The sequence below is a fragment of the Suipraeoptans intestinalis genome (genome assembly GCF_034091795.1).
In the GTDB taxonomy this organism is placed as follows: Bacteria; Bacillota; Clostridia; order Lachnospirales; family Lachnospiraceae; genus Suipraeoptans; species Suipraeoptans intestinalis.
The window spans coordinates 47,137-69,860 of the sequence record NZ_JAXFXH010000025.1 but is presented as its reverse complement, the minus strand read 5'-3'; the positions used below and the strand labels follow the sequence as shown (position 1 = coordinate 69,860).

At 50.5% G+C, this 22,724-nt stretch carries 23 protein-coding genes; 22 read left to right on the top strand and 1 reads right to left on the bottom strand.

Translation table 11 applies throughout. The features are described 5' to 3' along the window. Positions 1–35: 35 nt before the first annotated feature. From SOW26_RS08675 to SOW26_RS08615, 13 genes are all read left to right on the top strand, one after another. The gene (locus tag SOW26_RS08675) at positions 36–839 is read left to right on the top strand and encodes a class II aldolase/adducin family protein (protein ID WP_154476548.1); all 804 of its coding nucleotides are present in this window, start codon (positions 36–38) and stop codon (positions 837–839) included. An 18-nt stretch (positions 840–857) separates the two neighbouring features. After that, positions 858–1,340: a GlcG/HbpS family heme-binding protein gene (locus SOW26_RS08670; protein ID WP_154476546.1), complete on the top strand. Its 483-nt coding sequence runs from the start codon at positions 858–860 to the stop codon at positions 1,338–1,340. After that, positions 1,331–2,719: an aldehyde dehydrogenase family protein gene (locus SOW26_RS08665; protein WP_276959130.1), complete on the top strand. Its 1,389-nt coding sequence runs from the start codon at positions 1,331–1,333 to the stop codon at positions 2,717–2,719. Before SOW26_RS08670 ends, SOW26_RS08665 begins: the two co-directional genes overlap by 10 nt. 10 nt (positions 2,720–2,729) lie before the next feature. Continuing rightward, positions 2,730–3,935 (top strand): zinc-binding dehydrogenase, encoded by a 1,206-nt coding sequence (locus tag SOW26_RS08660; protein ID WP_320652249.1) that lies wholly within the window; start codon positions 2,730–2,732, stop codon positions 3,933–3,935. Positions 3,936–3,949: 14 nt separating this feature from the next. Continuing rightward, positions 3,950–4,264 carry a BMC domain-containing protein gene (locus SOW26_RS08655; RefSeq protein ID WP_154476542.1) on the top strand — a complete coding sequence of 105 codons (315 nt, stop codon included), beginning with the start codon at positions 3,950–3,952 and terminating at the stop codon, positions 4,262–4,264. A 47-nt stretch (positions 4,265–4,311) separates the two neighbouring features. Further along, positions 4,312–4,587: a BMC domain-containing protein gene (locus SOW26_RS08650; protein WP_154476540.1), complete on the top strand. Its 276-nt coding sequence runs from the start codon at positions 4,312–4,314 to the stop codon at positions 4,585–4,587. A 22-nt stretch (positions 4,588–4,609) separates the two neighbouring features. Beyond that, positions 4,610–5,137, top strand: coding sequence for a BMC domain-containing protein (locus SOW26_RS08645; protein ID WP_320652248.1), 528 nt, complete (start codon positions 4,610–4,612; stop codon positions 5,135–5,137). 82 nt (positions 5,138–5,219) lie between these two features. Then, positions 5,220–5,498, top strand: coding sequence for a BMC domain-containing protein (locus tag SOW26_RS08640; protein WP_154476536.1), 279 nt, complete (start codon positions 5,220–5,222; stop codon positions 5,496–5,498). A gap of 129 nt (positions 5,499–5,627) precedes the next feature. After that, positions 5,628–6,248: a phosphate propanoyltransferase gene (pduL, locus tag SOW26_RS08635; RefSeq protein ID WP_418896400.1), complete on the top strand. Its 621-nt coding sequence runs from the start codon at positions 5,628–5,630 to the stop codon at positions 6,246–6,248. A 4-nt stretch (positions 6,249–6,252) separates the two neighbouring features. Continuing rightward, positions 6,253–6,510 carry a EutN/CcmL family microcompartment protein gene (locus SOW26_RS08630; RefSeq protein WP_154476532.1) on the top strand — a complete coding sequence of 86 codons (258 nt, stop codon included), beginning with the start codon at positions 6,253–6,255 and terminating at the stop codon, positions 6,508–6,510. Positions 6,511–6,515: 5 nt separating this feature from the next. Next, positions 6,516–7,850, top strand: a complete 1,335-nt coding sequence (locus SOW26_RS08625; RefSeq protein ID WP_276959125.1) for a 4Fe-4S dicluster domain-containing protein — start codon at positions 6,516–6,518, stop codon at positions 7,848–7,850. 16 nt (positions 7,851–7,866) lie between these two features. Beyond that, entirely contained in the window at positions 7,867–8,415 is a 549-nt protein-coding gene (locus SOW26_RS08620; RefSeq protein ID WP_276959123.1) for a BMC domain-containing protein, read from the top strand. 25 nt (positions 8,416–8,440) lie between these two features. Next, complete coding sequence (locus tag SOW26_RS08615) at positions 8,441–9,205, top strand: DeoR/GlpR family DNA-binding transcription regulator (protein WP_154476528.1); 765 nt, start codon at positions 8,441–8,443, stop codon at positions 9,203–9,205. Between the two features lie 19 nt (positions 9,206–9,224). Here the strand turns inward: SOW26_RS08615 and SOW26_RS08610 are convergent, their stop codons facing one another. After that, the gene (locus SOW26_RS08610; RefSeq protein ID WP_276959121.1) at positions 9,225–10,082 is read right to left on the bottom strand and encodes an AraC family transcriptional regulator; all 858 of its coding nucleotides are present in this window, start codon (positions 10,080–10,082) and stop codon (positions 9,225–9,227) included. A 122-nt stretch (positions 10,083–10,204) separates the two neighbouring features. On the opposite strand from SOW26_RS08610, the gene SOW26_RS08605 reads away from it, so the two are divergent. The 9 genes from SOW26_RS08605 (at position 10,205) to SOW26_RS08565 (ending at position 22,549) form a co-directional block, all read left to right on the top strand. Then, positions 10,205–11,998, top strand: coding sequence for an L-fucose isomerase (locus tag SOW26_RS08605; RefSeq protein WP_276959119.1), 1,794 nt, complete (start codon positions 10,205–10,207; stop codon positions 11,996–11,998). Between the two features lie 11 nt (positions 11,999–12,009). Continuing rightward, complete coding sequence (locus SOW26_RS08600) at positions 12,010–13,479, top strand: rhamnulokinase (protein WP_320652246.1); 1,470 nt, start codon at positions 12,010–12,012, stop codon at positions 13,477–13,479. 178 nt (positions 13,480–13,657) lie between these two features. After that, on the top strand, positions 13,658–15,250 hold the full coding sequence (locus tag SOW26_RS08595) for a response regulator transcription factor (RefSeq protein ID WP_320652245.1): 1,593 nt from the start codon (positions 13,658–13,660) through the stop codon (positions 15,248–15,250). Then, complete coding sequence (locus SOW26_RS08590) at positions 15,247–17,055, top strand: cache domain-containing sensor histidine kinase (protein ID WP_276959115.1); 1,809 nt, start codon at positions 15,247–15,249, stop codon at positions 17,053–17,055. The genes SOW26_RS08595 and SOW26_RS08590 overlap by 4 nt, the downstream gene beginning before the upstream one ends. Next, complete coding sequence (locus SOW26_RS08585) at positions 17,052–18,014, top strand: substrate-binding domain-containing protein (RefSeq protein WP_276959113.1); 963 nt, start codon at positions 17,052–17,054, stop codon at positions 18,012–18,014. The genes SOW26_RS08590 and SOW26_RS08585 overlap by 4 nt, the downstream gene beginning before the upstream one ends. Before the next feature lie 159 nt (positions 18,015–18,173). Next, on the top strand, positions 18,174–19,667 hold the full coding sequence (locus tag SOW26_RS08580) for a sugar ABC transporter ATP-binding protein (RefSeq protein WP_276959111.1): 1,494 nt from the start codon (positions 18,174–18,176) through the stop codon (positions 19,665–19,667). A gap of 17 nt (positions 19,668–19,684) precedes the next feature. Further along, on the top strand, positions 19,685–20,656 hold the full coding sequence (locus SOW26_RS08575) for an ABC transporter permease (protein ID WP_154476512.1): 972 nt from the start codon (positions 19,685–19,687) through the stop codon (positions 20,654–20,656). Between the two features lie 147 nt (positions 20,657–20,803). Next, a complete protein-coding gene (locus tag SOW26_RS08570) occupies positions 20,804–21,865 on the top strand; it encodes an ABC transporter substrate-binding protein (RefSeq protein WP_154476510.1) in 1,062 nt (353 codons plus the stop codon). Between the two features lie 249 nt (positions 21,866–22,114). Continuing rightward, positions 22,115–22,549: an RbsD/FucU family protein gene (locus SOW26_RS08565; protein WP_276959109.1), complete on the top strand. Its 435-nt coding sequence runs from the start codon at positions 22,115–22,117 to the stop codon at positions 22,547–22,549. Positions 22,550–22,724 lie beyond the last annotated feature (175 nt).

The window sequence follows — 22,724 nt, the reverse complement described above, 5'->3', positions numbered from 1 at the left end:
ACAAATAAAATGATCATTCCAGGGAGGAACAAGCGATGTTGAATGAGTACGAAATAAAAAAACAAATGTGTGAGATCGGACGAAGAGTCTACAACCGAAACATGGTTGCCGCAAACGACGGGAACTTTTCTGTAAAGCTGAACGACAATGAGTTTTTGTGTACCCCTACCGGAGTATCCAAGGGATTTATGACGCCGGAATATATCTGCAAGGTCAATGCCAAGGGAGAAGTGATCCAGGCAAACAAAGGCTTCCGTCCTTCTTCTGAGATTCTGATGCATATGAGGGTCTATGAAAAACGACCGGATGTAGGAGCGGTAGTACATGCCCATCCAACCTTTGCCACCAGCTTTGCTATTGCCGGGATCCCGCTGACCCAGCCCATTATGCCGGAAGCAGTCATTTCCCTGGGATGTGTTCCTATCGCAGAATACGGAACTCCTTCTACGGTAGAGATTCCGGACAATGTAGAAAAGTACCTGCCGTACTATGACGCCGTACTTTTGGAAAGCCATGGCGCTCTGACCTGGGCACAGGATCTGCTGTCTGCTTACCACAAGATGGAGTCGGTAGAATTTTATGCAGAACTGCTGTACAAGTCCAAAATGCTGGGCGGACCGAAGGAGTTTGACAGCCAGACGGTAGAAAAACTGTACGAGATCAGAAGAAAGATGGGAATTCCGGGAAAACACCCGGCAGACCTTTGCCAGAATAAAAACGGAAAGAACTGCCACAGCTGCGGATGCCAGAGTCAGAGCAAGCCGAAGACAGAGGCGGCAAGCAATGCCGATCTGGTAGCCTCCATTACCGCAAAAGTGATGGAACAGCTGGGAATGTAGTGCAGGCAGGGCAGACAGATGAAAGAAGAAAGGGTAGCAAGGCTTGTAAAAGCAGCCTGGGGCGGAAGCCGGGATAAGCGTCTGGGAATGACCCTGGAACTGGCGGCTGCCCTGGTGGAATGTGTAGAAGACCGGGCAGAAGAACTGGGACTTGCCATCGTCAGCGCCGTTTCAGATGCGTCGGGCCATCCCATACTGGTGCGCAGTATGGACGGGGCTTACCGGGGAAGCTACGATGTGGCGGTCAATAAGACCTACACAGCCGTTGCCTTTCAAAGGTCTACCAGTGAACTGGGAAAAGCTGCACAGCCGGGACAGTCTCTGTACGGGATACAGTTTACCAACCATGGCAGGATCGTTCTGTTTGGCGGAGGCGAGATACTGCAGGAGAACGGAAAGATCATCGGAGCGTTGGGCATCAGCGGCGGAAGTGCAGAACAGGATGAAGGACTGGCTGTGTACGGGAAGAAGTTATTAGAGGAGGTGGTTTCGTGCCGATAAATGAGGAACTGTTGCAAAATATCGTGCAGGAAGTGGTGGCAAAGCTGGAGATCCGGAAAGATGCAGCCACGAAGCACGGAGTGTTTGAGGAGATGACAGAGGCCATCGAGGCGGCGAAAAAAGCGCAGCAGATCGTAAAACGGATGACCATGGATCAAAGAGAAAAGATCATTTCTGCCATTCGTAAAAAAACAAAGGAGCAGGCAGAGGTCATGGCTCGCATGGGCGTAGAGGAAACCGGAATGGGCAACGTGGGTGATAAGATCCTGAAGCATCACCTGGTGGCAGAAAAGGTTCCGGGGACAGAAGACATTAAGACAGAAGCTTATTCGGGAGACCGGGGGCTGACCCTGATAGAAATGGGACCGTTCGGGGTGATAGGAGCCATTACACCCTGTACCAATCCCAGTGAAACGGTGCTTTGCAACACCATCGGGATGCTGGCAGGTGGAAATACGGTGGTATTTAATCCACATCCGGCAGCGATCCAGACGTCCATCTATGCCGTCAATCTGATCAACGAGGCTTCCCTGGAAGCAGGCGGGCCGGACAATATTGCCGTAACTGTCAGAAAGCCTACCATGGACAGCAGCAATGTGATGATGAAGCATCCGGACATTCCGTTGATCGCGGCGACCGGCGGACCGGGCGTGGTAACGGCGGTACTTTCTTCCGGGAAACGGGGGATCGGAGCAGGAGCAGGAAATCCTCCTGCCCTGGTAGACGAAACGGCGGACATTGCCAAAGCGGCAAGAGATATTGTAAACGGATGTACCTTCGACAACAATCTTCCCTGTATTGCAGAAAAAGAGGTGGTGGCCGTCAGCGAGATCACAGATGAGCTGCTCCATTATATGCAGACAGAACAGGGATGTTACCAGATCAGTCAGGAAGAACAGCAGAAACTGACAGAGCTGGTGCTAAAAGGCGGCAGGCTGAACCGCAAGTGTGTGGGCAGGGATGCAAAGACGCTTTTGGAAATGATCGGCGTGTCTGTGCCTGACGGGATCCGATGCATTATTTTTGAAGGACCAAAGGAGCATCCCCTGATCGCGGAGGAACTGATGATGCCTATTCTGGGGATCGTAAGGGCAAAGGACTTTGAAGACGCGGTAGAACAGGCGCTCTGGCTGGAGCATGGAAACAGGCATTCCGCACACATTCATTCCAAGAATGTGGATCGGATCACCCATTACGCAAGGACACTGGACACGGCGATCCTGGTAAAAAACGGGCCCTCTTACGCAGCATTGGGATTTGGTGGCGAAGGCTTTTGTACCTTCACCATAGCCAGCAGAACCGGCGAAGGACTGACCAGTGCCAGCACCTTTACAAAACGGCGTAAGTGTGTCATGTCCGAAAGTCTTTGTATTCGGTAAGGAGGAAACAATGAATAGCAATGTGAATGTAGAAGAAATCGTAAAACAGGTGCTGGCCAACATGATGGCGGAGCCCTCCGGCATGACTGCTCCGGCAAAGGGACAGGAAGCCATTCCCGGGACGGCAAGGGTGGCCATGCTGACAGACCTGGAGCATTATGACATCAAGGAATTCCCCCTTCCGGAAGTAGGAGACGGAGACATTCTGGTAAAGGTAGAAGGCTGTGGGATCTGTGGAACGGACGCCCATGAGTTTAAACGAGATCCCTTCGGGCTGATCCCGGTGGTGCTGGGACACGAGGGTACCGGAGAAATCGTAAAAATGGGAAAACATGTAAAGAAGGACAGTGCGGGAAAGGATCTGCGGGTGGGAGACAAGGTGGTAACCTGTATGATCTTCAAGGACGATCCGGATATTACCATGTTTGATATGAACAAGCAAAACGTAGGCGGGGCAGACGTATATGGCCTGCTTCCGGACGACAAGATCCATTTTAACGGCTGGTTCTCCGACTATATCCTGATCCGAGAAGGCTCTACTGTATTTAACGTAAGTGACCTGGATCTGTATTCCAGAATCCTGATCGAGCCCTCTGCCGTACTGATCCACGCGGTGGAACGGGCAAAGACTACCGGGATCCTGCGGTTCAATTCCAGAGTCGTGGTACAAGGATGCGGCCCCATCGGACTGATCTGTATCGCGGTGCTGCGGACGATGGGAATTGAGAATATCGTAGCAGTAGACGGAAATGCAAAACGGCTGGAATTTGCAAAAGAGATGGGAGCGATGAAGTCGGTGAACTTCCAGGAGCACAAGGGTCTGGAAGCGCTGACTCAGGGAGTGAAGGAGCAGTTTGACGGACATCTGGCAGATTTTGCTTTCCAGTGCACCGGAAACCCCATGGCGCACGCCAATATTTATAAGTTTATCCGGAACGGAGGAGGCTTGTGCGAGCTGGGATTCTTTATCAACGGAGGAGACGCCACCATCAATCCTCATTTTGATCTTTGTTCCAAGGAAATTACGTTGGTAGGTTCCTGGGTATATACGCTGAGAGATTATGCCACCACCTTTGATTTCCTGAAACGGGCAAAGGGGATCGGCCTCCCGATGGAAAAGCTGATCACAGACACCTATTCTCTGGAAGAGATCAATGAGGCCCACCAGAAAAATCTGGCAATGACGGGACTGAAGATCGCCATCATTAATCGGTAACGGAGCGCATGGATATGAAAGAAGCAGTAGGAATCCTGGAAGTATATGGTCTGGTCTGCGCCTTCCTTGCAGCGGATGCAGGATGCAAGGCCGGGAATGTACGATTGGAATATTTCGATAAAAATAAGCCGGGAAATGCAGAGGAGCTGCCGGTACCCCTTCTGGTCACGGTAAAGTTCAGAGGTGCTGTGGCAGACGTGGAAGCGGCGCTTACGGCGGCAAAGGAAAAGGCATCCCAGGTAACGGGAGTGGTACAGAGCTATCTGATCCCTAATCCCACCGGGGATACGGAAAAGATGTTAAAGCTAAATGCTTTTGACAAAAATTAGAACGCATTTGTAAAAAACTTGTAAAAAAGAAAACGGAGGAATGTCACATGGCACAGGAAGCATTGGGAATGGTAGAAACAAGAGGACTGACGGCGGCGATCGAGGCGGCGGATGCAATGACAAAGGCAGCGGAGGTAGTCCTGGTAGGGACAGAAAAGATCGGTTCCGGTCTGGTAACGGTGATGGTAAGAGGTGATGTAGGAGCGGTAAAGGCAGCAGTAGAAAGCGGCAGTGCAGCGGCAGGAAGACTGGGAGAGCTGGTAGCAACACATGTGATTCCAAGACCTCACTCAGACGTAGAGAAGATCCTGCCGGGCGTATAATACAAAGACAGGGAGAGGACCCATGGGAAAGTCATATGGATTTGTAGAAATAACCGGAGTGGTGGCGGCGATTGACGCACTGGACATTATGTGCAAGACGTCGGGAGTTACGCTGGAAACCTGGGAAAGAAAGCTGGGAGGCCGACTGGCTACCATCATCGTCAGCGGAGACGTTGCCTCCGTCAAGGAAGCAGTGGAAGCCGCAAATACCCAGGGAATCAAAAAGCCGGTGGCATCCGGGGTCATCGCCAGTCCCCACATGGAGATACAACGTCTGGTGGCGCTTAGCGCCAGCCGGTTCCGGACAGATAAGACGGAAGCAAGGACACAGGCAGCGGTGGAGACAACGCCCACAGAAAGCACAGACAAGCAGGCAGCCGGGACGAAAGGATCGGCAGAAAGCGCGAGAGAGGCAGAAGAAACAGAACCGGTAGACAGCATAAAAGAAGTACAAAAAGAAGCGCTTCAGAAAGCAGAAAAGAAGCCTGAAAAAAAGGCTCAAAAAAAGGAGCAGAAGAAATACCAGAAGAAGAATCAACCGAAACGGTAAAGAAAGCCCCGGGAAAGATCCGAAAAGATGAGACGGATCCGCAGGGAAAAGCAGACACAGAGAACAAAAGGAGGATATGAACATGGCACAGGAAGCATTGGGAATGGTAGAAACCAGAGGATTGGTAGCGGCAGTGGAAGCAGCAGACGCAATGTGTAAGGCAGCAAACGTAACACTGGTAGGGACAGAAAAGATCGGTTCCGGGCTGGTAACGGTAATGGTAAGAGGAGACGTAGGCGCTGTAAAGTCTTCTGTGGAAGCAGGAGCAGACAGTGCGGGAAGACTGGGAGAGCTGGTGGCAACACACGTGATCCCAAGACCTCACACAGACGTAGAACAGATTTTGCCAAAAGTAAAATAAAAGAGAAAACGAATTCCGGACATACCCTGCAACGCAGCTGCTTGCAGGGTATGGAACCATAACGGGCAGACAGCCGGGGAAAGGGTGGAACCTAGTTTGGAAACGAAAGAAATTGCAGTCATAACGAGAATGGTATTGGAGGCGATGGAAAAAGAACGGCCTCAGAAACCGGGCTTTGAAGTCCCGGTAGGGATATCTGCGCGGCATGTGCATCTGACGCAGGAGCATATAGAAACCCTGTTTGGAAGCGGATATCAGCTGACGAAGAAAAAAGAACTGATGGGCGGACAGTTTGCATCAAATGAAACGGTGACCGTCATCGGTTTAAAGCTTAGAGCGATAGAAAATGTAAGAGTATTAGGACCGGCCCGGAAAGCTTCCCAGGTGGAGATTTCCGCCACAGACGCCGTCCGGCTGGGAGTTAAGGCGCCTGTCAGAGAGTCGGGAGACACGAAGGACTCCGCCCCCATTGCGGTGGTAGGACCCAAGGGAGCCATCTATCTGAAGGAGGGCTGTATCGTGGCCATGCGCCATATCCATATGTCCCCAAAGGATGCAGAGGCGGCAGGGGTCAGAGATAAGGAAGAAGTGTCCGTGCAGGCGGACAATGAGAGAGGAACGATCCTCAGGCATGTGAAGATCCGGGTGGATGAAAGCTTTACGCTGGAAATGCACATGGATACAGACGAGGCAAATGCCTGTGGGATCCGCCAGGGGCAGACGGTAACGATCTTGCAGAAAGGACGATAGATTCATGCTGGTTGGAAAAGTGGTGGGAAGTATCGTTTCCACGAGAAAAAGTGAAAAGCTCATAGGAAATAAATTTATGATCGTAGAGCCGCTGGAAAAAGGAGGCGGCTCGGAAAGAGGAAGCTTTGTAGCCATTGATCATATTGGAGCCGGAGTGGGAGAAACGGTTTTGGTAGCAACGGGAAGTGCGGCAAGGATCGGATGCGGCATGGAGTCGGCGCCGGTGGATGCGGCGATTGTGGGAATTGTAGACGAGGCATAGAAAAGATGAAAGAGATTCAGGAACTAAGAGACCGGATCCGCCGCCTGGGAGTGGTGGGCGCAGGAGGCGCAGGGTTTCCTACCTATGTGAAGATGGATGAAAAAGTGGATACACTGATCCTGAACTGTGCAGAATGTGAGCCTTTGCTGAAGCTGCACAGGCAGCTGTTGTCCCGGAGGGCACAGGAGATCCTGGAAACACTGGCAGAGATTGCCCGGATAGTTCAGGCAAAACAGGTGGTTATCGGTATCAAGCGGGAATATACTTCCACGGTCAGAGAACTGGAGCGATGGAAGGAAGCATTTCCCCAGATCCGGATCCATCTGCTGGACGGGGTGTATCCCATGGGAGACGAGATCGTCCTGATCTATGAAGCTACCGGACGGGTGGTAAGGCCGGGAGGCCTCCCCATAGAGGAAGGGGTAGCGGTACTGAACGTGGAAACCGTTTTTAATATTTACCGGGCGCTGAAGGAACAGGAGCCGGTGGTAGAGAAACTGGTATCTGTGGTGGCGGAAGTAAAGCATCCCTCCACCGTTTCGGTTCCGCTGGGGACATCGATCCGGGAAGCGGTAGAGATGGCCGGAGGGGCAGCGCTGGAAGATCCGGTCTACCTGGTGGGTGGCCCTATGATGGGAACAGTCAAAACCGCAGAAGATGTGGTAACCAAAACCACCAATGCGATCCTGGTACTGCCCAGGGAGCATTATCTCATCCGGAAAAAGGAAAGCAATCCGTCTATCGAGCTGAAACGGGCGGCGTCTATCTGCTGTCAGTGTCAGGCTTGTACGGATCTTTGCCCCCGGCATATGCTGGGACATCCCATTACGCCCCATCTGTTTATGCGGGCGGCTTCCAATCAGGATTTTCAGGACAACCATCCTTTTGTAAACACTTTGTTCTGTTCCTCCTGCGGGGTCTGCGAACTGTATGCCTGTCCGCAGGAATTATCCCCCAGGACGCTGATGGGAATTTATAAGGGCGGACTGAGAAAATCAGGAGTCCGGCCGCCGGTGGCAGAGGCAGAGCCGGTCCGTGCGATCCGGGAATACAGGAAGCTTCCGGAGGAACGGCTGATGGCAAGGCTGGATCTGACCCGGTATGATACGGAAGCGCCCCTTGTGGAGGAGACGGGATATCAGGTAAAAGAAGTGAGGATCCCTCTTTCACAGCATATCGGAGCGCCGGCAAAAGTAATCGTCCGGCCGGAAGAACAGGTAGAGAAGGGGCAGATGATCGCCAAACCGGACGAAGGGCTTAGTGTGGGGATTCATGCGTCTATCAGCGGAAGGGTAGTGTCAGTGACGGAAACTTATGTTACAATAAGAAGTGTAGGATAGAAAGGACGAACGTGCAGTGAACAAGGCAATAGGAATGATCGAGTTTAAGACGGTCGCATCGGGGATCACAGCCACTGACGCCATGGTAAAGGCGGCGCAGGTGGAGATCATAGAAGCGCAGACGGTCTGTCCCGGAAAATACATTGCGATCGTAGCGGGAGAATTAAGCGGGGTAAAGGCGGCCGTTGAACTGGTGCAGACACAGTACCCCATGCATTTGATCGGCGATTTCGTTCTGGGAAATCCACACGAAGATATTTTCCCGGCACTTTATGGAAGCTCCCAGGTGGGAGACATGCGTGCTTTGGGAATTTTGGAGACGTATGATGTGGCATCATTGATCGTGGCGGCGGACGTGGCGGCCAAGACGGCAATGGTCAGACTGATCGAAGTCAGGGTGGCAAAAGGGATGTGCGGAAAGTCCTATCTGCTTCTGACGGGAGAGGTTGCGGCAGTGGAGGCGGCGATCGAGGCGGGAAAAAGGAGCGTGGGAGAAAAGGGAATGCTTTTGGACGCTTCCGTGATCGCCAATCCTGATGCAAAGCTGATTCGTACAATCCTGTAAAGAAACGGATCAAAGGAGAAAGGCAATGCTGGCACTGGAAAGAAGAAAAGAGATCTTAAAAAAGCTGCAGGAAGAAAAAAAAGTGATCGTGGGGGAGCTGAGCCGTCAGTATGACGTTTCAGAGGAGACCATCCGAAGAGATCTGGAGAAGCTGGAAAAAGAAGGACTGGCTGTAAAAAGCTACGGCGGAGCGGTATTGAACGACAGCACCAGTATTGAGCTGCCCTTCAATGAAAGAAAAAAGCACAATGTGGAAGGGAAGCAGAAGATCGCAAAGCTGGTGGCGGATCTGGTAGAAGACGGAGAGCATATTATGCTGGACGCCAGTTCTACTGCGGTATTTATTGCCAAGGCAATGAAAAAAAAGGAGCAGCTGACTGTGCTGACCAATTCCATCGAGGTGCTGCTGGAGCTGGCAGACACGGAGGGCTGGGAAGTGATCTCCACCGGAGGCGTACTAAAGGACAGATATCTGGCGCTGGTGGGAGCCAAGGCAACAGAGGCAGTGCAGCAGTATCATGTAGAAAAAACCATTATTTCCTGCCGGGCTTTGGACGGGGACAAAGGATTTTCCGAGAGCAACGTGGAGTTTGCCCAGATGAAGCAGGCCATGATGAAAGCGGGAAGACAGGTGATCCTGGCGGCAGACAGCAGCAAGCTGTACCGGTTTGCTTTTGCCAAGGTAGGAGATCTGAAGGATATCGACATCCTGGTGACGGACGAAAAGCCGGACGCCAGAATGCAGCGTCTGCTGGATGCGGCGCAGGTAACATGCCTCTATCCGGAGTAGAGGAAAAAAACAGAAACAGCTATTGCAGGGGCAGGCGCAGGTATTTTCTTGGCGTCAGCCCCTTATATTTTTTAAAGGTTTTAGAAAAATAGCTGACGTCGTTAAAGCCACAGCTAAGGGCGATCTCCGTGACAGACTCATCGGAGGTGACCAGCTTGAAACAGGCCTGCTCGATACGGTAATAGTTCAGATAATCTATGGGGGTGCGGTGGGTCATTTCCTGGAAAAACCGGCAAAAATACCGGGGATTCATACCGGCGGTCCGGGCAAGATCCTCCAGCGTCAGGCAGTCGGCATACCGGTCGTCGATCAGGTCAAAGACAGCCCGCAGCTGCTCCATCCGTCTGTGATTTTTCCGGGAAGACAGGGGGCGCTCCGTATAATAGTGACGCTCAAACACACATCCAAAAAACTGATAGATGGCGCCGGTAATGATCAGCTCTCTGCCGGCGGAGGTGTTGCGCATGGTGTCAAACAGCGTCCAGACGATTCGATGAAGATCGTCCCGGGTATCCGGAAAGCAGGAGTTGACCCAGACGGCGTTGCTGCACACCTGGCCCAGCAGTTTCTTTCCGGCTGTATTGCTTTTGGCAAGGGCGTGCAGATCAAACACGATGCACTCGTAGACGCAGGAGGAGGGGATCCCGCCGTGCAGGGCGCCGCTGGGGACAAACGCCAGGTCGCCGGAGCGGATCAGGAATTCCTTGTCCTCCATGGTCATCAGAAACTCTCCTTTCAGCACGCGGATCAGCTCACATTCCATGTGCCAGTGGTAGGTCATCTCATAGCGGGGATGGCTGGGCGTCACGTGATAAAATTCCACAGGGAAGTCAAAGGTTCCGTGTTTTTTTCGTTCATGGTATTCAATATATTTCATTTTGGGCTCCTATGCAAAAGTGAATATTATTATATTTTTTCTCTATTATAACACAAGAAAAGGGAAAAGAGCAGAGGTATAATGTAGTAAATGTATAAAATAGTCATAAAGGAGGAATTCATATGGCAGCGAGCAGATTAGTAGGAGCTTATCCGGTGATCGGGATCCGTCCCACCATTGACGGCAGAAGAGGAGCGCTGGATGTAAGAGGGTCTCTGGAAGAGCAGACCATGAATATGGCAAAGGCAGCAGCAAAGCTGTTTGAAGAAAACTTAAGATATTCCAACGGAGAACCGGTGAAGGTGGTCATTGCGGATACCACCATCGGACGCGTGGGAGAGACGGCCGCCTGTGCGGAAAAGTTCCGCAGAGAAGGCGTAGATATCACGGTGACGGTGACACCCTGCTGGTGCTACGGATCAGAAACCATGGATATGGATCCTCATACCATCAAGGCTGTCTGGGGATTTAACGGAACCGAGAGACCGGGAGCAGTTTACCTGGCCTCCGTGCTGGCAACGCATGCACAGAAGGGACTGCCGGCGTTCGGGATCTATGGACACGATGTGTGCGGGGCAGATGAGACAGACATTCCGGCAGACGTGAGGGAAAAGCTTCTCCGCTTCGGACGTGCGGCAGTGGCGACAGCCTCCATGCGGGGCAAATCCTACCTGCAGATCGGCTCCATCTGTATGGGTATCGGCGGATCTATCATTGATTCCGACTTCATTGAATCCTATCTGGGTATGCGGGTAGAATCCGTAGACGAGGTGGAGATCATCCGCCGTATGACAGAAGGTGTTTACGATCAGGCAGAATATGAAAAGGCTCTTGCATGGACGAAGGAATATTGCAAGGAAGGCTTTGATACCAATCCGGAGCATCTGCAAAAATCAAGAGAGCAGAAGGATTCTGACTGGGAATTTGTAGTGAAGATGATGGTGATCATCAAAGACCTGATGAATGGAAACAAGAATCTTCCGGAGGAATTTTCCGAAGAAGCCATCGGGCACAATGCGCTGGCGGCAGGATTCCAGGGACAGAGACAGTGGACGGACTTTTATCCCAACTGCGACTACCCGGAGGCCCTGCTGAATACATCCTTTGACTGGAACGGAGCAAGAGAACCGTATATCCTGGCAACGGAAAACGATGTCCTGAACGGACTGGGCATGATGTTTATGAAGCTTCTTACCGGAAAGGCTCAGATATTTGCAGACGTTCGCACCTACTGGAGCCCGGAGGCAGTAAAAAAGGCGACCGGATTTGAACTGACAGGACTGGCAAAGGAGTCGGACGGATTCATCCATCTGATCAATTCCGGAGCGGCTTGTCTGGACGGAAGCGGAGCGGCCAAGGATGAAAACAGCAACGGCGTGATCAAGCAGTGGTGGGAAGTAACGGAAGAAGACCAGAAAGCCATCATGGATGCCACGACCTGGCACTATGCAAATAACGGATATTTCCGGGGAGGCGGATATTCCTCCAGATTTGAAACGAAGGCGGAAATGCCGGTAACCATGATTCGTCTGAACCTGGTGAAAGGACTGGGACCGGTGCTTCAGATCGCAGAGGGATGGACGGTCAATCTTCCGGAGGAAGTATCGGACGCCCTGTGGAAGAGGACGGATTATACCTGGCCCTGTACCTGGTTTGCACCAAGGATCACAGGAAAAGGCGCCTTCAGATCTGCCTATGATGTGATGAACAACTGGGGAGCAAACCACGGAGCCATCAGCCACGGACATATCGGGGCAGACGTGATCACCATGGCGTCTATGCTTCGGATCCCGGTATGCATGCACAATGTACCGGAAGAAGAGATTTTCAGACCGGCAGCATGGAATGCATTTGGAGAGGATAAGGAAGGACAGGACTACAGAGCCTGCGCTACATACGGACCACTTTACAAATAGAGGGGTGTGCTATGGAAAAAAGAGTATTGGCCTTTGACTTTGGGGCATCAGGGGGAAGAGCTATGTGCGGCACCTTCGATGGGGAGAAAATCTCCATCGAAGAGCTGCATCGGTTTTCCAACGACCCGGTGCTGGTGAACGGCACCATGTACTGGGACGTGTTGCGGCTGCTCCATGAGATCAAGCAGGGATTGATCCGTGCAAAAAAATACGGGAAAATAGAAAGTCTGGGAATTGATACCTGGGGGGTGGATTTCGGACTGGTGGATGAGCAGGGAAGGCTTCTGGAGAACCCTGTTCATTACCGGGATGTGCGTACCGCCGGCATGATCGAAAAGAGCTTCCGGAAGATAGATAAGGAACGCTTTTACCGGATCACCGGAAACCAGTTTATGGAATTAAATACGGCGTTTCAACTGCTGTCCCTGACAGAAGAGAGAAAAGAACTGCTGGAGAGGGCGGACCAGATGCTTTTAATGCCGGACCTGTTTAATTTCTTCCTGACGGGAGAAAAAAAAGCAGAGTATTCCATCGTATCCACCACGCAGCTGATGGATGCAAAGGAAGGATGCTGGTCGAAGGAAGTGATTGAAGCCTTAGGGATCCCGGAACATATTTTTCCGGAGATCATTCCCAGCGGCACCAGGGTAGGAGAGCTGTCCGACGCCGTCTGTCAGGAATTGGAGCTGGACAAGATGGATGTGATCGCGGTGGCGGGACACGATACCCAGAGCGCCATGATCTCTGTTCCGGCGAAGGAGAAGGATTTCATCTTCTTAAGCTGCGGAACATGGTCGCTTCTGGGAACGGAGCTGGATGCGCCCATTATCAGCGAAAAATCCAGAAACTACAACATCACCAATGAGGGAGGCTATGAAAAGAAAGTCTCTTTCCTGAAAAATATCATTGGCCTTTGGTGTATCCAGGAAAGCCGCAGACAGTGGATGCGGGAAGGCAAGGAATATGGTTTCGGAGAGCTGGAAGAACTGGCAAGAAAAGCCCAACCTCTGAAATGCTTTATCGATCCGGATGCACCGGAATTTACACCGGCAGGAAACATCCCCAGACGAATCCGGGAGTTCTGCCAGAGGACAGGACAGGAAATTCCTGAGACGGTAGGAGAGATCGTCAGATGTATCGACGAAAGTCTGGCTATGAAATATCGTTATGTCAAGGAAGAGATCCAGGAATGTACAGGAAAGACCTACGAAACCCTCTATATGGTAGGCGGCGGGACACAAAGCAGGTTGCTTTGTGAATGCACGGCAAATGCCTGCGGCTGCACCGTCAGCGCAGGTCCCATAGAAGCTACCGTACTGGGCAATATTGCCCTCCAGCTTCTGGCGCAGAAGGAAATCTCCACACTGGAAGAGGCGAGACAGATCATTGCACGCTCCCAGGAGATCAGGCAGTTTGAGCCGGAGAACGAAAGAGACTGGGATGAGGCTTACGAAAGATTTCAGAAGGTCATAGGAAAATAGGACCAGATACAGAAAAAAAGCTCAATCGGAAGGCTGCAGGCAGCAGGGATACCGGTTGGGCTTTTCATTGTCACAAAACAGAAATCATGATAAAATCTGCCTATGTGACCAGGGAAACAGAGGACGCCAGAGGCGGGCAGACTCTGTCGGGAAACGGGAAGAGAAAGTGGAGGCAAGGATGTACAAGGCAATATTAGTAGACGATGAGATTCTGATCCGGGAGGCCATCCGTGACAACATAGACTGGGAAAGTCTCGGATTTGTACTGAAAAGAACCTGTGAAAATGGAAAGCAAGCCATAGAAGCCATTGAGGAAGAGCAGCCGGATCTGGTGCTCACAGATATCTGTATGCCTTTTGCAGATGGACTGGAGGTGTCCCGGTATGTCTATGAGCACTGTCCCCACTGCAAGGTGGTCATTATCAGTGGGTATGATAACTTTGATTATGCACAGCAGGCCATCCGCTATCAGGTCATGAAATACGTGTTGAAGCCGGTGACGGCCCAGGAACTGAAGAAGCTTCTGACGGAGACGAAGGAGGAGCTGGATAAGGAAAAAGAGCAGGAAGAGCAGCTGGAGAAGATCCGGGCCGTATATGAACGAAATAAGCCATATTTCAGGGAGCGGCTCCTGAACCAGATGATACGGGGGAAAAAGCTGGGGAAGGCGGGAAAGCGACAGCAGAAGGAGTACGGCATAGCATTTTCCGGAGAATATTTCAGTGTGATTCAGATCTGCTTTGCCCATCCGGAAGACTGCGACGACCTGAAACTGTTTATTTTATTCAATATTACGGAGGAACTGGTGCAGCAGGAGACAGGCTGTATTTCCTTCCTAGATATGGGAAATACGGCGACCCTGATCCTGAGCGGGGAAAGCGAGTACCATCTGGAAAAAAGAGTCCAGGAGGTGGGAAATCATATTCTGTCGGTGTTGACCAGCCATATCCGGCAGCCGCTTCTGATGGTGGTGGGCAAAAGCGTGACGGATCCGGAAGATCTCTCGGTATCCTACGATAACGTGCAGAAGGCAAAGGAATACGGCTTTTTATTTGAAGACAATTCCATCGTGTTTGGCAAAGAGCTGACGGGTTTTTACAGGCAGAGGATCTCCGGAGAAAATGACTGGGCGGCGCAGCTGATCCCGATCATCAAACGAAATGAAAAGGCGGAGCTGCAAAAAGAGGTTCGATCCTGCTTTGACGATATCCGAACAGAAATGATGACCAGAACCAGGGCGGCCATCTACCTTCAGAGTATCCTGATGAAGCTTCTGTTTTTTGTGGAAGAAGCGGGAATACGCCCGGAAGTGAGAGGCGACTGGGAAAAGAAATGTCTGGAAGAAGCTTTTTACCGGGGAAATTTAGACGAGATGGAAGGCTTTCTCTATACCTTTTGTGAGGAGATCGCACAGGAGCTGTCTGCGGAAAGAGACGACCTGGGAAGGAACATGGCGGTCTGTGCAATGGAGTTTATCCAGAAAAATTATAAGGATTCCAGTCTGTCTTTGCAGCAGGTCTGTAAGTTTCTGGCGATCAGTACCAGCTATTTCAGTACCCTGTTCAAAAATCAAACGGGGAAAACCTTCGTGGAAGCTTTGACAGATTGCCGGATCGAGGCGGCGAAGGAGCTGCTTTCAACGACACAGATGAAAAGCTACGAAGTGGCGGAGGCTGTCGGATACAGTGATGCGCATTACTTCAGCAGTATTTTCAAGAAAAATGTGGGAATGACGCCGAAAGAATATGCGAGAAAACGGAGTAAAGTATGAAAAAGATTCTGGCAAGCTACAAACAGTTTTTGCAGAGACAGAAGATCCAGACGGCTCTGATGATGTACTTTGTGGTACTGCTTCTGGCGTCGTCCATGCTGTTTTTCTTTTTAACATTCCGGTATACCCAGAAAAGTATGGTGAACAATTCCAGGGAATATACGACACAGCTGATCCACCAGGTCAACAATGAGATAGACACCTATATGAACCACATGAAAGACATTTCTTCCATGGTGTTTGACAGTCAGGATATCCAGAACTTCCTGTTTCGGGAGCCAAAGTGGGAGGAAGGAGAAAAAGAACGGGTGCTGGCACAGTTTGGAACGATCATGGATACCAGGAAGGACATCCGCAATATTGCGGTGATCGGAGACGACGGAAGGATTGCCCTGAACAAAGGAACCTCCCTGCTGAATCCCTATGCCGCTTTGTCAGAACAGGGGTGGTATACCCAGGCAAAAGAAAGAGGTGGGGCAGTGGTGCTGTCCAGGCCGCATATTCAGAACATGGTGTTTGGCAGATATGATTGGGTGATCACCTTAAGCCGCGGCGTCGTCCATGACGATACCCAGCGGGTAGGAGGGGTCTTCCTGATCGACCTGAACTATCGGACCATTTCCAGTCTGTGCGGCAGCGTCAGCCTGGGAAGCAAGGGATATATCTATGTGGTAGATCAGAAGGGAAACATCATCTACCATCCCAAACAGCAGCTTTTTCACAGCGGACTGAAGCAGGAGGAACTGGGAGTAGCCGCTTTCCTCAGTGAAAAATCCGAAACCAGCGTGATCCGGGGGAAGGGAAAAGAGAGAAAGCTGTACACCATGTCTACCTCTCCCAATACCGGCTGGACCGTGATCGGAGTGGCGTACATGTCGGAATTCCAAAAGGAAAGTAGGCATCTGCAAAGGGCATATCTGATGATGGCAGTGCTGTTGCTTTTGCTGGGGATCAGTCTGTCCGTATTTTTATCCAAGAGCATCACCCGTCCTATCGTCCGGCTGGACCAGGCTATGAAAGAAGTGGAAAAAGGGCATTTTAAGGAGGCTGTGGTAGAGACGGAAGGACAGGCGGAAGTAAGGAGGCTGGGGGAATCCTTCAACCTGATGGCAGAAGAGATCCAGAACCTGATGGCAGAGAATGTAAAGGAGCAAAGGGAAAAAAGAAAGGCAGAGATGCGGGCGCTTCAGTCTCAGATCAATCCGCACTTTCTGTACAATACCCTGGATTCTATCATTTGGATGGCAGAAAGCGGAAAACATAACGGGGAAGTGGTAGAGATGACCTTCGCCCTGTCCCGGCTGTTCCGGCAAAGCATCGGAAACGAGGAGGAGATGGTAACGATCGGAAAGGAGATGGACTATGTCCACACTTATCTGACGATCCAGGGAATGCGGTACCGGGATAAGCTGACCTACACCATGGAAGTGGAAGAGGAGGTGGCGCAGGAGACCATCGTGAAGCTGACACTCCAGCCTTTGGTGGAAAATGCGATCTATCATGGGATCAAGTACATAGAAGGACCGGGCAGGATCTCCATCCGGGGCTATTATCAGCAGGAGGATATCGTTCTGGAGGTGTCGGACAACGGCATCGGAATGGAGGAGGAACGGCTTCGGACGCTGTTGTCGGAAGCTGCGTCATCCCTGCAAAAAACAGGGCTGGGCGTGGGCAATGTCCAAAACCGCCTGAAGCTGTATTACGGAAAGGATTACGGCTTATCCTACGTGTCTCAGCTGGGAAAAGGAACCACAGTCTATGTGCGGATCCCGGCAGGAAGAGGGAGCAGGGAGGTGACGGAATGAACAAAAAGAAGCGGAATGCACTGCTTTTGCTGACAGCGTTTCTGGGGCTGCTGCTCCTGGGCGTCCTGACGGAGCAGGGCAGACAGAAGATCCGGATTGTTTACATTTCTAAAAGCAATGAGCAAAGTATTGATTTCTGGCACTCTCTGACGGAGGGGGCGGCCATGGCGGCAGAAGAATACGAGATCGACTATACCTTTCTGGCACCTCTAAAGGAAACCGATTACCAGAAACAGAATGCACTGATCCGGGAGGCCATCCGGATGAAGCCGGATGTGATCGTCCTCTCACCGGCAGATAGTGAAAAAACGCTGAAAGCGGCGAAAGAGATCAAGAAAAAAGGGATTCCCCTGGTGTTGGTGGATTCAATCTTAAAGGAGGAGATCGCCGACTGCATCGTGGCAACAGACAATGTAAAAGCCGGGGAAGAGCTGGGAAATTATATGAACACCATCTGTAAGGGGGAAGAAAGCGTGGGACTGGTCAGCCATGTAAAGGACAGTTCTACCGCCATCGACAGAGAGACCGGGATCAAAAACGTTATAGAAGCGCCGGTGGTGGATCAGGTATACGGGGAGTCCGATTACGAGTATTCTTATGAAGTGACCAGACAGATGCTGCAGGCGCACCCGGAGATCACGGTGATCATCGCCACCAACGAATATGCCACGGTGGGAGCCGCTACCTACATCAAGGCGACGGAGCAGGGGGGAAAAGTAAAAATACTGGGATTTGATAATTCGGTGAAGGAACTGCAGATGCTGGAAGCAGGGATCATAGACGGGATCGTAGTGCAAAGGGCATTTGACATGGGATATCTGGGAATCCAGGCTGCCACCTCGATCGCCCAGGGAAAACAGGTGGAAAAACGGATCCACTCCGGCTTTCGACTGATCACAAAGGAAAGCATGTACACGGAGGAAAATCAAAAGCTTCTGTTCCCCATCTGGATGGATTAAAGTGAATATTTTACTAAAAAAGGTAATTATCTTTCGGATTGCGTAAGATATTTACCTTTTTTTGTAAGATTTCCCATTCCGGTGAAAGATGGGGGATTTTATAATAAACAAGAACCAAGAAAGAGGCAGAACAGACAAGATAGAATGGAAGGTGAGAGAGTGGGTGAAGTGATTTTAACAATGAAAGAGATCGACAAATCTTTCGTTGGAGTACACGCACTGAAACAGGCGCAGCTGGAACTGAAAAAGGGAGAAGTACACGCACTGATGGGTGAAAATGGTGCGGGAAAATCCACTTTGATGAAGATCCTGACCGGTATTTACAGCAAAGATCAGGGAACCATCGTTTACGAAGGGAAGGAAGTCGAGTTTAAGAACCCGAAAGAGGCGCAGAATGCAGGGATTGTGATCGTGCATCAGGAGCTGAACATGATGAACCATCTGACGGTAGCCCAGAATATCTTTGTGGGCAGGGAAAATATGAGCGGTAAATTCATCAACGACAGGAAAATGGTGGAGGAAGCGCAGAAGCTGTTTGACCTGCTGAATATCGACATCGACCCGAGGGAGACCATGGGAAGACTGACCGTTGGGAAGCAGCAGATGTGTGAGATCGCAAAGGCCATTTCCACAGATGCGAAGATCATCGTATTTGACGAGCCTACGGCAGCCCTTACAGAGACGGAGATCAACGAGCTGTTTAAGATCATAGACGACCTTCGGAAGAAGGAACTGGGACTGATCTATATTTCTCACCGGATGGATGAGATCAAGCGCATCACGGACCGGGTAACGGTCATGCGTGACGGAGAATATGTGGGAACCCTGGTTTCCAAAGACTGTACCAAGGACGATATCATAAACATGATGGTAGGCCGTGTGGTATACGAGGAACCGAAACAAAAGAGCAATGTGCCGGAAGATGCGGAAGTGGTGCTGAAGGTGGAAAAGCTGAATGCAGGAAAGCTGGTGAAAAATGTCAGCTTTGAGCTGCGAAAGGGCGAGATCCTGGGATTTTCCGGGCTGATGGGCGCGGGGCGGACGGAGACGGCGCGGGCCATCTTCGGGGCAGATAAGATAGACAGCGGAGAGATCTATATCCACGGAAAAAAGGTGGAGATCAAAAGTCCGCAGGATGCCGTCAGACACGGGATCGGATATCTTTCGGAAGATCGAAAGAGATACGGCGTCATCGTGGAGAAGACGGTAGCAGAGAACACCACCATGGCATCCCTGGAAAAGTTTACAAAGGGACTTTTTATAGACAAAAAGAAGGAAGAAGAGATTTCCGGGAAATATGTGGAGGCATTAAAGACCAAAACGCCTTCTGTGAGACAGGCGGTCAGAAACCTTTCAGGAGGAAATCAGCAGAAGGTTGTCATTGCAAAATGGCTGACAAGAGACAGCGATATCCTGATCTTTGACGAGCCTACCAGAGGAATCGACGTAGGAGCCAAAAGTGAGATCTATGCATTGATGAATGAACTGGTCAAACAGGGAAAATCCATCATTATGATTTCTTCAGAATTAACAGAAGTGCTGCGTATGAGTGACCGGATCGTGGTAATGTGCGAAGGCCGCAAGACGGGAGAGATCGACATTTCGGAGGCATCCCAGGAAAGAATCATGACGGCAGCAACACTGAGAGATTAGAAAGGAAGTACGGAAACATGAAAAAGACAATTAAAACACAAAAATTTGTGGCGGTACTGGCATTGATACTCCTGTATGCATTCTTCAGCTTTTTTGGAGCCAACTTTTTTCAATACAGTACCTTGATCAGTATTTTTGATTCAGCTTATTACATCGGTTTCATGGCGATCGGAGTAACCTTTGTCATCATCACCGGAGGAATCGATCTGTCCATCGGTACCGTCTGCATTTGCTGCTCCCTGATCGGAGGCGTCCTGCTGAAAAAAGGAGCGCCTATGGCAGTAGTCCTGCTGGTTATCCTGTTGCTGGGCGTTCTGCTGGGACTGGCAAACGGACTGATGGTATCCATCATGGGACTTCCGGCATTTATCGCAACGCTTGGCACCATGATGATCACCAGAGGCTTTGGATCCATCGTAACCGGAACAGCCAGCATCACATACCCGCAGGGAACGGATGCAGGGGCATGGTTCCATAATATCTTCAAATTTAAGGGAGAAGGACTTCCGGGAGCAGGGATCCCCACAGGATTCATTCTTCTGATCGTACTGGCAGTGGTAATGTCCATTATCCTGAATAAGACCAGACCGGGACGCTATATCCTGGCGCTGGGAAGCAACAAGGAAGCAGCCAGATTGTCTGGTGTAAACGTAGTAAAATGGGAAACACTGGCATACATTTTCAGCGGATTCTTTGCGGCGCTGGCAGGAATTTCCTACGCGGCAGTGTATTCCACCTTGATGCCGGGAACCGGAAACGGATTTGAGCTGGATGCCATTGCCGGTGTCGTGATCGGAGGAACATCTCTGTCAGGCGGTATGGGATCTATCTCAGGAACTTTGATCGGTGTATTTATCATGGCGGTATTAAAGACAGGACTTCCTTTCGTAGGTCTGCAGCCGCATTATCAGCTGTTCATTACCGGATTTGTATTGATCGGCGCAGTATTTGCAGACGTGCTGAACAGGAAAAAAGCAGCGTCTGTCTAAAGAGGCAGAAGAAGCCGATGCGGGAGAGGTTCCGGTCAGCGGCAGGAGATGGAGGCTTCTCAAAGAGAAGATCCTGCAAACAGATATTATGTCTGCTGTGGCAGATGTAAATATAGAAAACAAAAAAGAAAAAGGGAGGATTTCAAAATGAAGAGAAGAATTCTTAGCGTGTTGTTGTGTGCAGCAATGGTGTCCGCACTGGTAATGGGATGCGGATCCAAAAAGGAAGAGAAAGCTTCCGATGAGGACAGTGCAAAGGGCGGCACGGTAGAAATCGTAGCAAAGGGATTCCAGCACGATTTCTGGAAAGCGGTAAACAAGGGTGCAGAAGAGGCTGGAAAAGAGTTCGGCGTAGAAGTGAATTTCGTAGGACCGAAGGACGAGTCTGCAGTGGCAGAGCAGGTAGAGCAGCTGAACAACGCCATCAACAAGAAGCCAAGCGCAATCTGTCTGGCAGCTCTGGATCCGGACTCTGTAAAGAGTGCACTGGATACCGCACAGTCCAGCGAGATTCCTGTGATCGGATTTGACTCCGGTGTTCCGGGAAGCAAGGTGATCGCAGCTAACGCTTCCACAGACAACTATGCAGCAGGAGAGCTGGCAGCAGAGAAAATGTATGAACTGATCAAAGATAAGGTAACAGATCCGGCTGACACTGTACGTATCGGCGTTGTTGCACAGGATGCGGTATCTCAGTCTATCGGCGACAGAACGGCAGGTTTCATCGACAAGATGGTAAAACTGATTGGAGAAGATAAAGCTTCTGTAGAAGGACATGACAAATACAACAAAAAAGTAGACGGTGCAAAAGTAATCGTTGAGGTTGGAATTCCGGCAACCGTAGAAGATGCAGCCTGCGTAACGGTAGCAAACACACTGCTGAACAAAAATGATCTGGTAGCGATCTATGGTTCCAACGAGTTCTCTGCAAAGAACCTGGTAACGGCAAATGAAAGCTTGAACAAGCTGGGCGCAGACAAGGTGATCGGTGTTGGATTTGACGCTGGAAAGATTCAGCTGGATGCCATCAGAAGCGGAGTTTTGGCTGGTTCCATCACACAGAATCCGGTACAGATCGGCTACAAAGCAGTAGAGCTGGCTGTAAAGGCTTCCAAAGGTGAGAAAGTATCTGACGTAGATACCGGATGCCTGTGGTATACAGCAGACAACATGGAAGATAAGGAAATCGCTCCTTGCTTGTATGAATAAGAAAAAATCCTGTGAGGCCTACGAAACGGTTTTATTTCCCGGAATGTAATTTTCCATGAAATAAAACGAAGGCAGATCGGTTGTCAGGATACGGATACGGAGGGTGCCAAAAGCACCCTCCGTATCGTTGAAGGAACAACCCGGGAACAAAAAACGCGGGAATACATAAAAAATATCGGAAAAATATGGGGGGGAATAAGAAAAAACAGAACCCCCAGAATCAAAGACAGAAAGAAGAGGGAGAGAACCATGCTGAAAGGAATACCAAAAATCTTATCGCCGCAGCTTCTGAAGGTGCTGTGTGAAATGGGGCACAGTGACAGGATCGTGATCTCAGACGGGAATTTTCCGGCGGAATCCATGGGGAAAGATGCGATTGTGATCCGCTGTGACGGACACAATGTTCCGGAACTTTTAGAAGCGATCCTGGAGGTGTTTCCTCTGGATACCTATACCGAAAAACCGGTGACTTTGATGGAAAAAGTTCCGGGAGATACGGTGGAGACACCCATCTGGGATACCTACAGGGAAATTGTGGGAAACTATGATGCCAGAGGAGAGGCTGCGGTAGGAAATCTGGAAAGATTTGCTTTCTACGAGGCGGCAAAAACAGCATATGCCATTATTGCAACCGGGGAATCGGCCCTGTATGCCAATATCATGCTGCAAAAAGGTGTGATATAAAAGGGCAGGGTCATAAGAACCGAAAAATACAAAATACGAAAAACAAAAAGACACAAAAGACACAAAAGACACCTCATCGAATCTGATCTGTGTCCTTTCAGCCGGAATGAAATCTATCGTCATGCCTACTGAAAAGGGAGCAGATCAACCGAAAGGAGGTGTCTTTTATCATGGG

What these genes read in the sequence shown, in the direction of transcription:
- SOW26_RS08630 (WP_154476532.1), top strand. Translation starts at nt 6,253, where the DNA reads ATGCTGGTTGGAAAAGTGGTGGGAAGTATCGTTTCCACGAGAAAAAGT.
- SOW26_RS08675 (WP_154476548.1), top strand. Translation starts at nt 36, where the DNA reads ATGTTGAATGAGTACGAAATAAAAAAACAAATGTGTGAGATCGGACGA.
- SOW26_RS08595 (WP_320652245.1), top strand. Translation starts at nt 13,658, where the DNA reads ATGTACAAGGCAATATTAGTAGACGATGAGATTCTGATCCGGGAGGCC.
- SOW26_RS08600 (WP_320652246.1), top strand. Translation starts at nt 12,010, where the DNA reads ATGGAAAAAAGAGTATTGGCCTTTGACTTTGGGGCATCAGGGGGAAGA.
- SOW26_RS08585 (WP_276959113.1), top strand. Translation starts at nt 17,052, where the DNA reads ATGAACAAAAAGAAGCGGAATGCACTGCTTTTGCTGACAGCGTTTCTG.
- SOW26_RS08645 (WP_320652248.1), top strand. Translation starts at nt 4,610, where the DNA reads ATGGGAAAGTCATATGGATTTGTAGAAATAACCGGAGTGGTGGCGGCG.
- SOW26_RS08655 (WP_154476542.1), top strand. Translation starts at nt 3,950, where the DNA reads ATGAAAGAAGCAGTAGGAATCCTGGAAGTATATGGTCTGGTCTGCGCC.
- SOW26_RS08650 (WP_154476540.1), top strand. Translation starts at nt 4,312, where the DNA reads ATGGCACAGGAAGCATTGGGAATGGTAGAAACAAGAGGACTGACGGCG.
- SOW26_RS08670 (WP_154476546.1), top strand. Translation starts at nt 858, where the DNA reads ATGAAAGAAGAAAGGGTAGCAAGGCTTGTAAAAGCAGCCTGGGGCGGA.
- SOW26_RS08610 (WP_276959121.1), bottom strand. Translation starts at nt 10,082, where the DNA reads ATGAAATATATTGAATACCATGAACGAAAAAAACACGGAACCTTTGAC.
- SOW26_RS08575 (WP_154476512.1), top strand. Translation starts at nt 19,685, where the DNA reads ATGAAAAAGACAATTAAAACACAAAAATTTGTGGCGGTACTGGCATTG.
- SOW26_RS08640 (WP_154476536.1), top strand. Translation starts at nt 5,220, where the DNA reads ATGGCACAGGAAGCATTGGGAATGGTAGAAACCAGAGGATTGGTAGCG.
- SOW26_RS08590 (WP_276959115.1), top strand. Translation starts at nt 15,247, where the DNA reads ATGAAAAAGATTCTGGCAAGCTACAAACAGTTTTTGCAGAGACAGAAG.
- SOW26_RS08615 (WP_154476528.1), top strand. Translation starts at nt 8,441, where the DNA reads ATGCTGGCACTGGAAAGAAGAAAAGAGATCTTAAAAAAGCTGCAGGAA.
- SOW26_RS08625 (WP_276959125.1), top strand. Translation starts at nt 6,516, where the DNA reads ATGAAAGAGATTCAGGAACTAAGAGACCGGATCCGCCGCCTGGGAGTG.
- pduL (WP_418896400.1), top strand. Translation starts at nt 5,628, where the DNA reads ATGGTATTGGAGGCGATGGAAAAAGAACGGCCTCAGAAACCGGGCTTT.
- SOW26_RS08605 (WP_276959119.1), top strand. Translation starts at nt 10,205, where the DNA reads ATGGCAGCGAGCAGATTAGTAGGAGCTTATCCGGTGATCGGGATCCGT.
- SOW26_RS08570 (WP_154476510.1), top strand. Translation starts at nt 20,804, where the DNA reads ATGAAGAGAAGAATTCTTAGCGTGTTGTTGTGTGCAGCAATGGTGTCC.
- SOW26_RS08565 (WP_276959109.1), top strand. Translation starts at nt 22,115, where the DNA reads ATGCTGAAAGGAATACCAAAAATCTTATCGCCGCAGCTTCTGAAGGTG.
- SOW26_RS08660 (WP_320652249.1), top strand. Translation starts at nt 2,730, where the DNA reads ATGAATAGCAATGTGAATGTAGAAGAAATCGTAAAACAGGTGCTGGCC.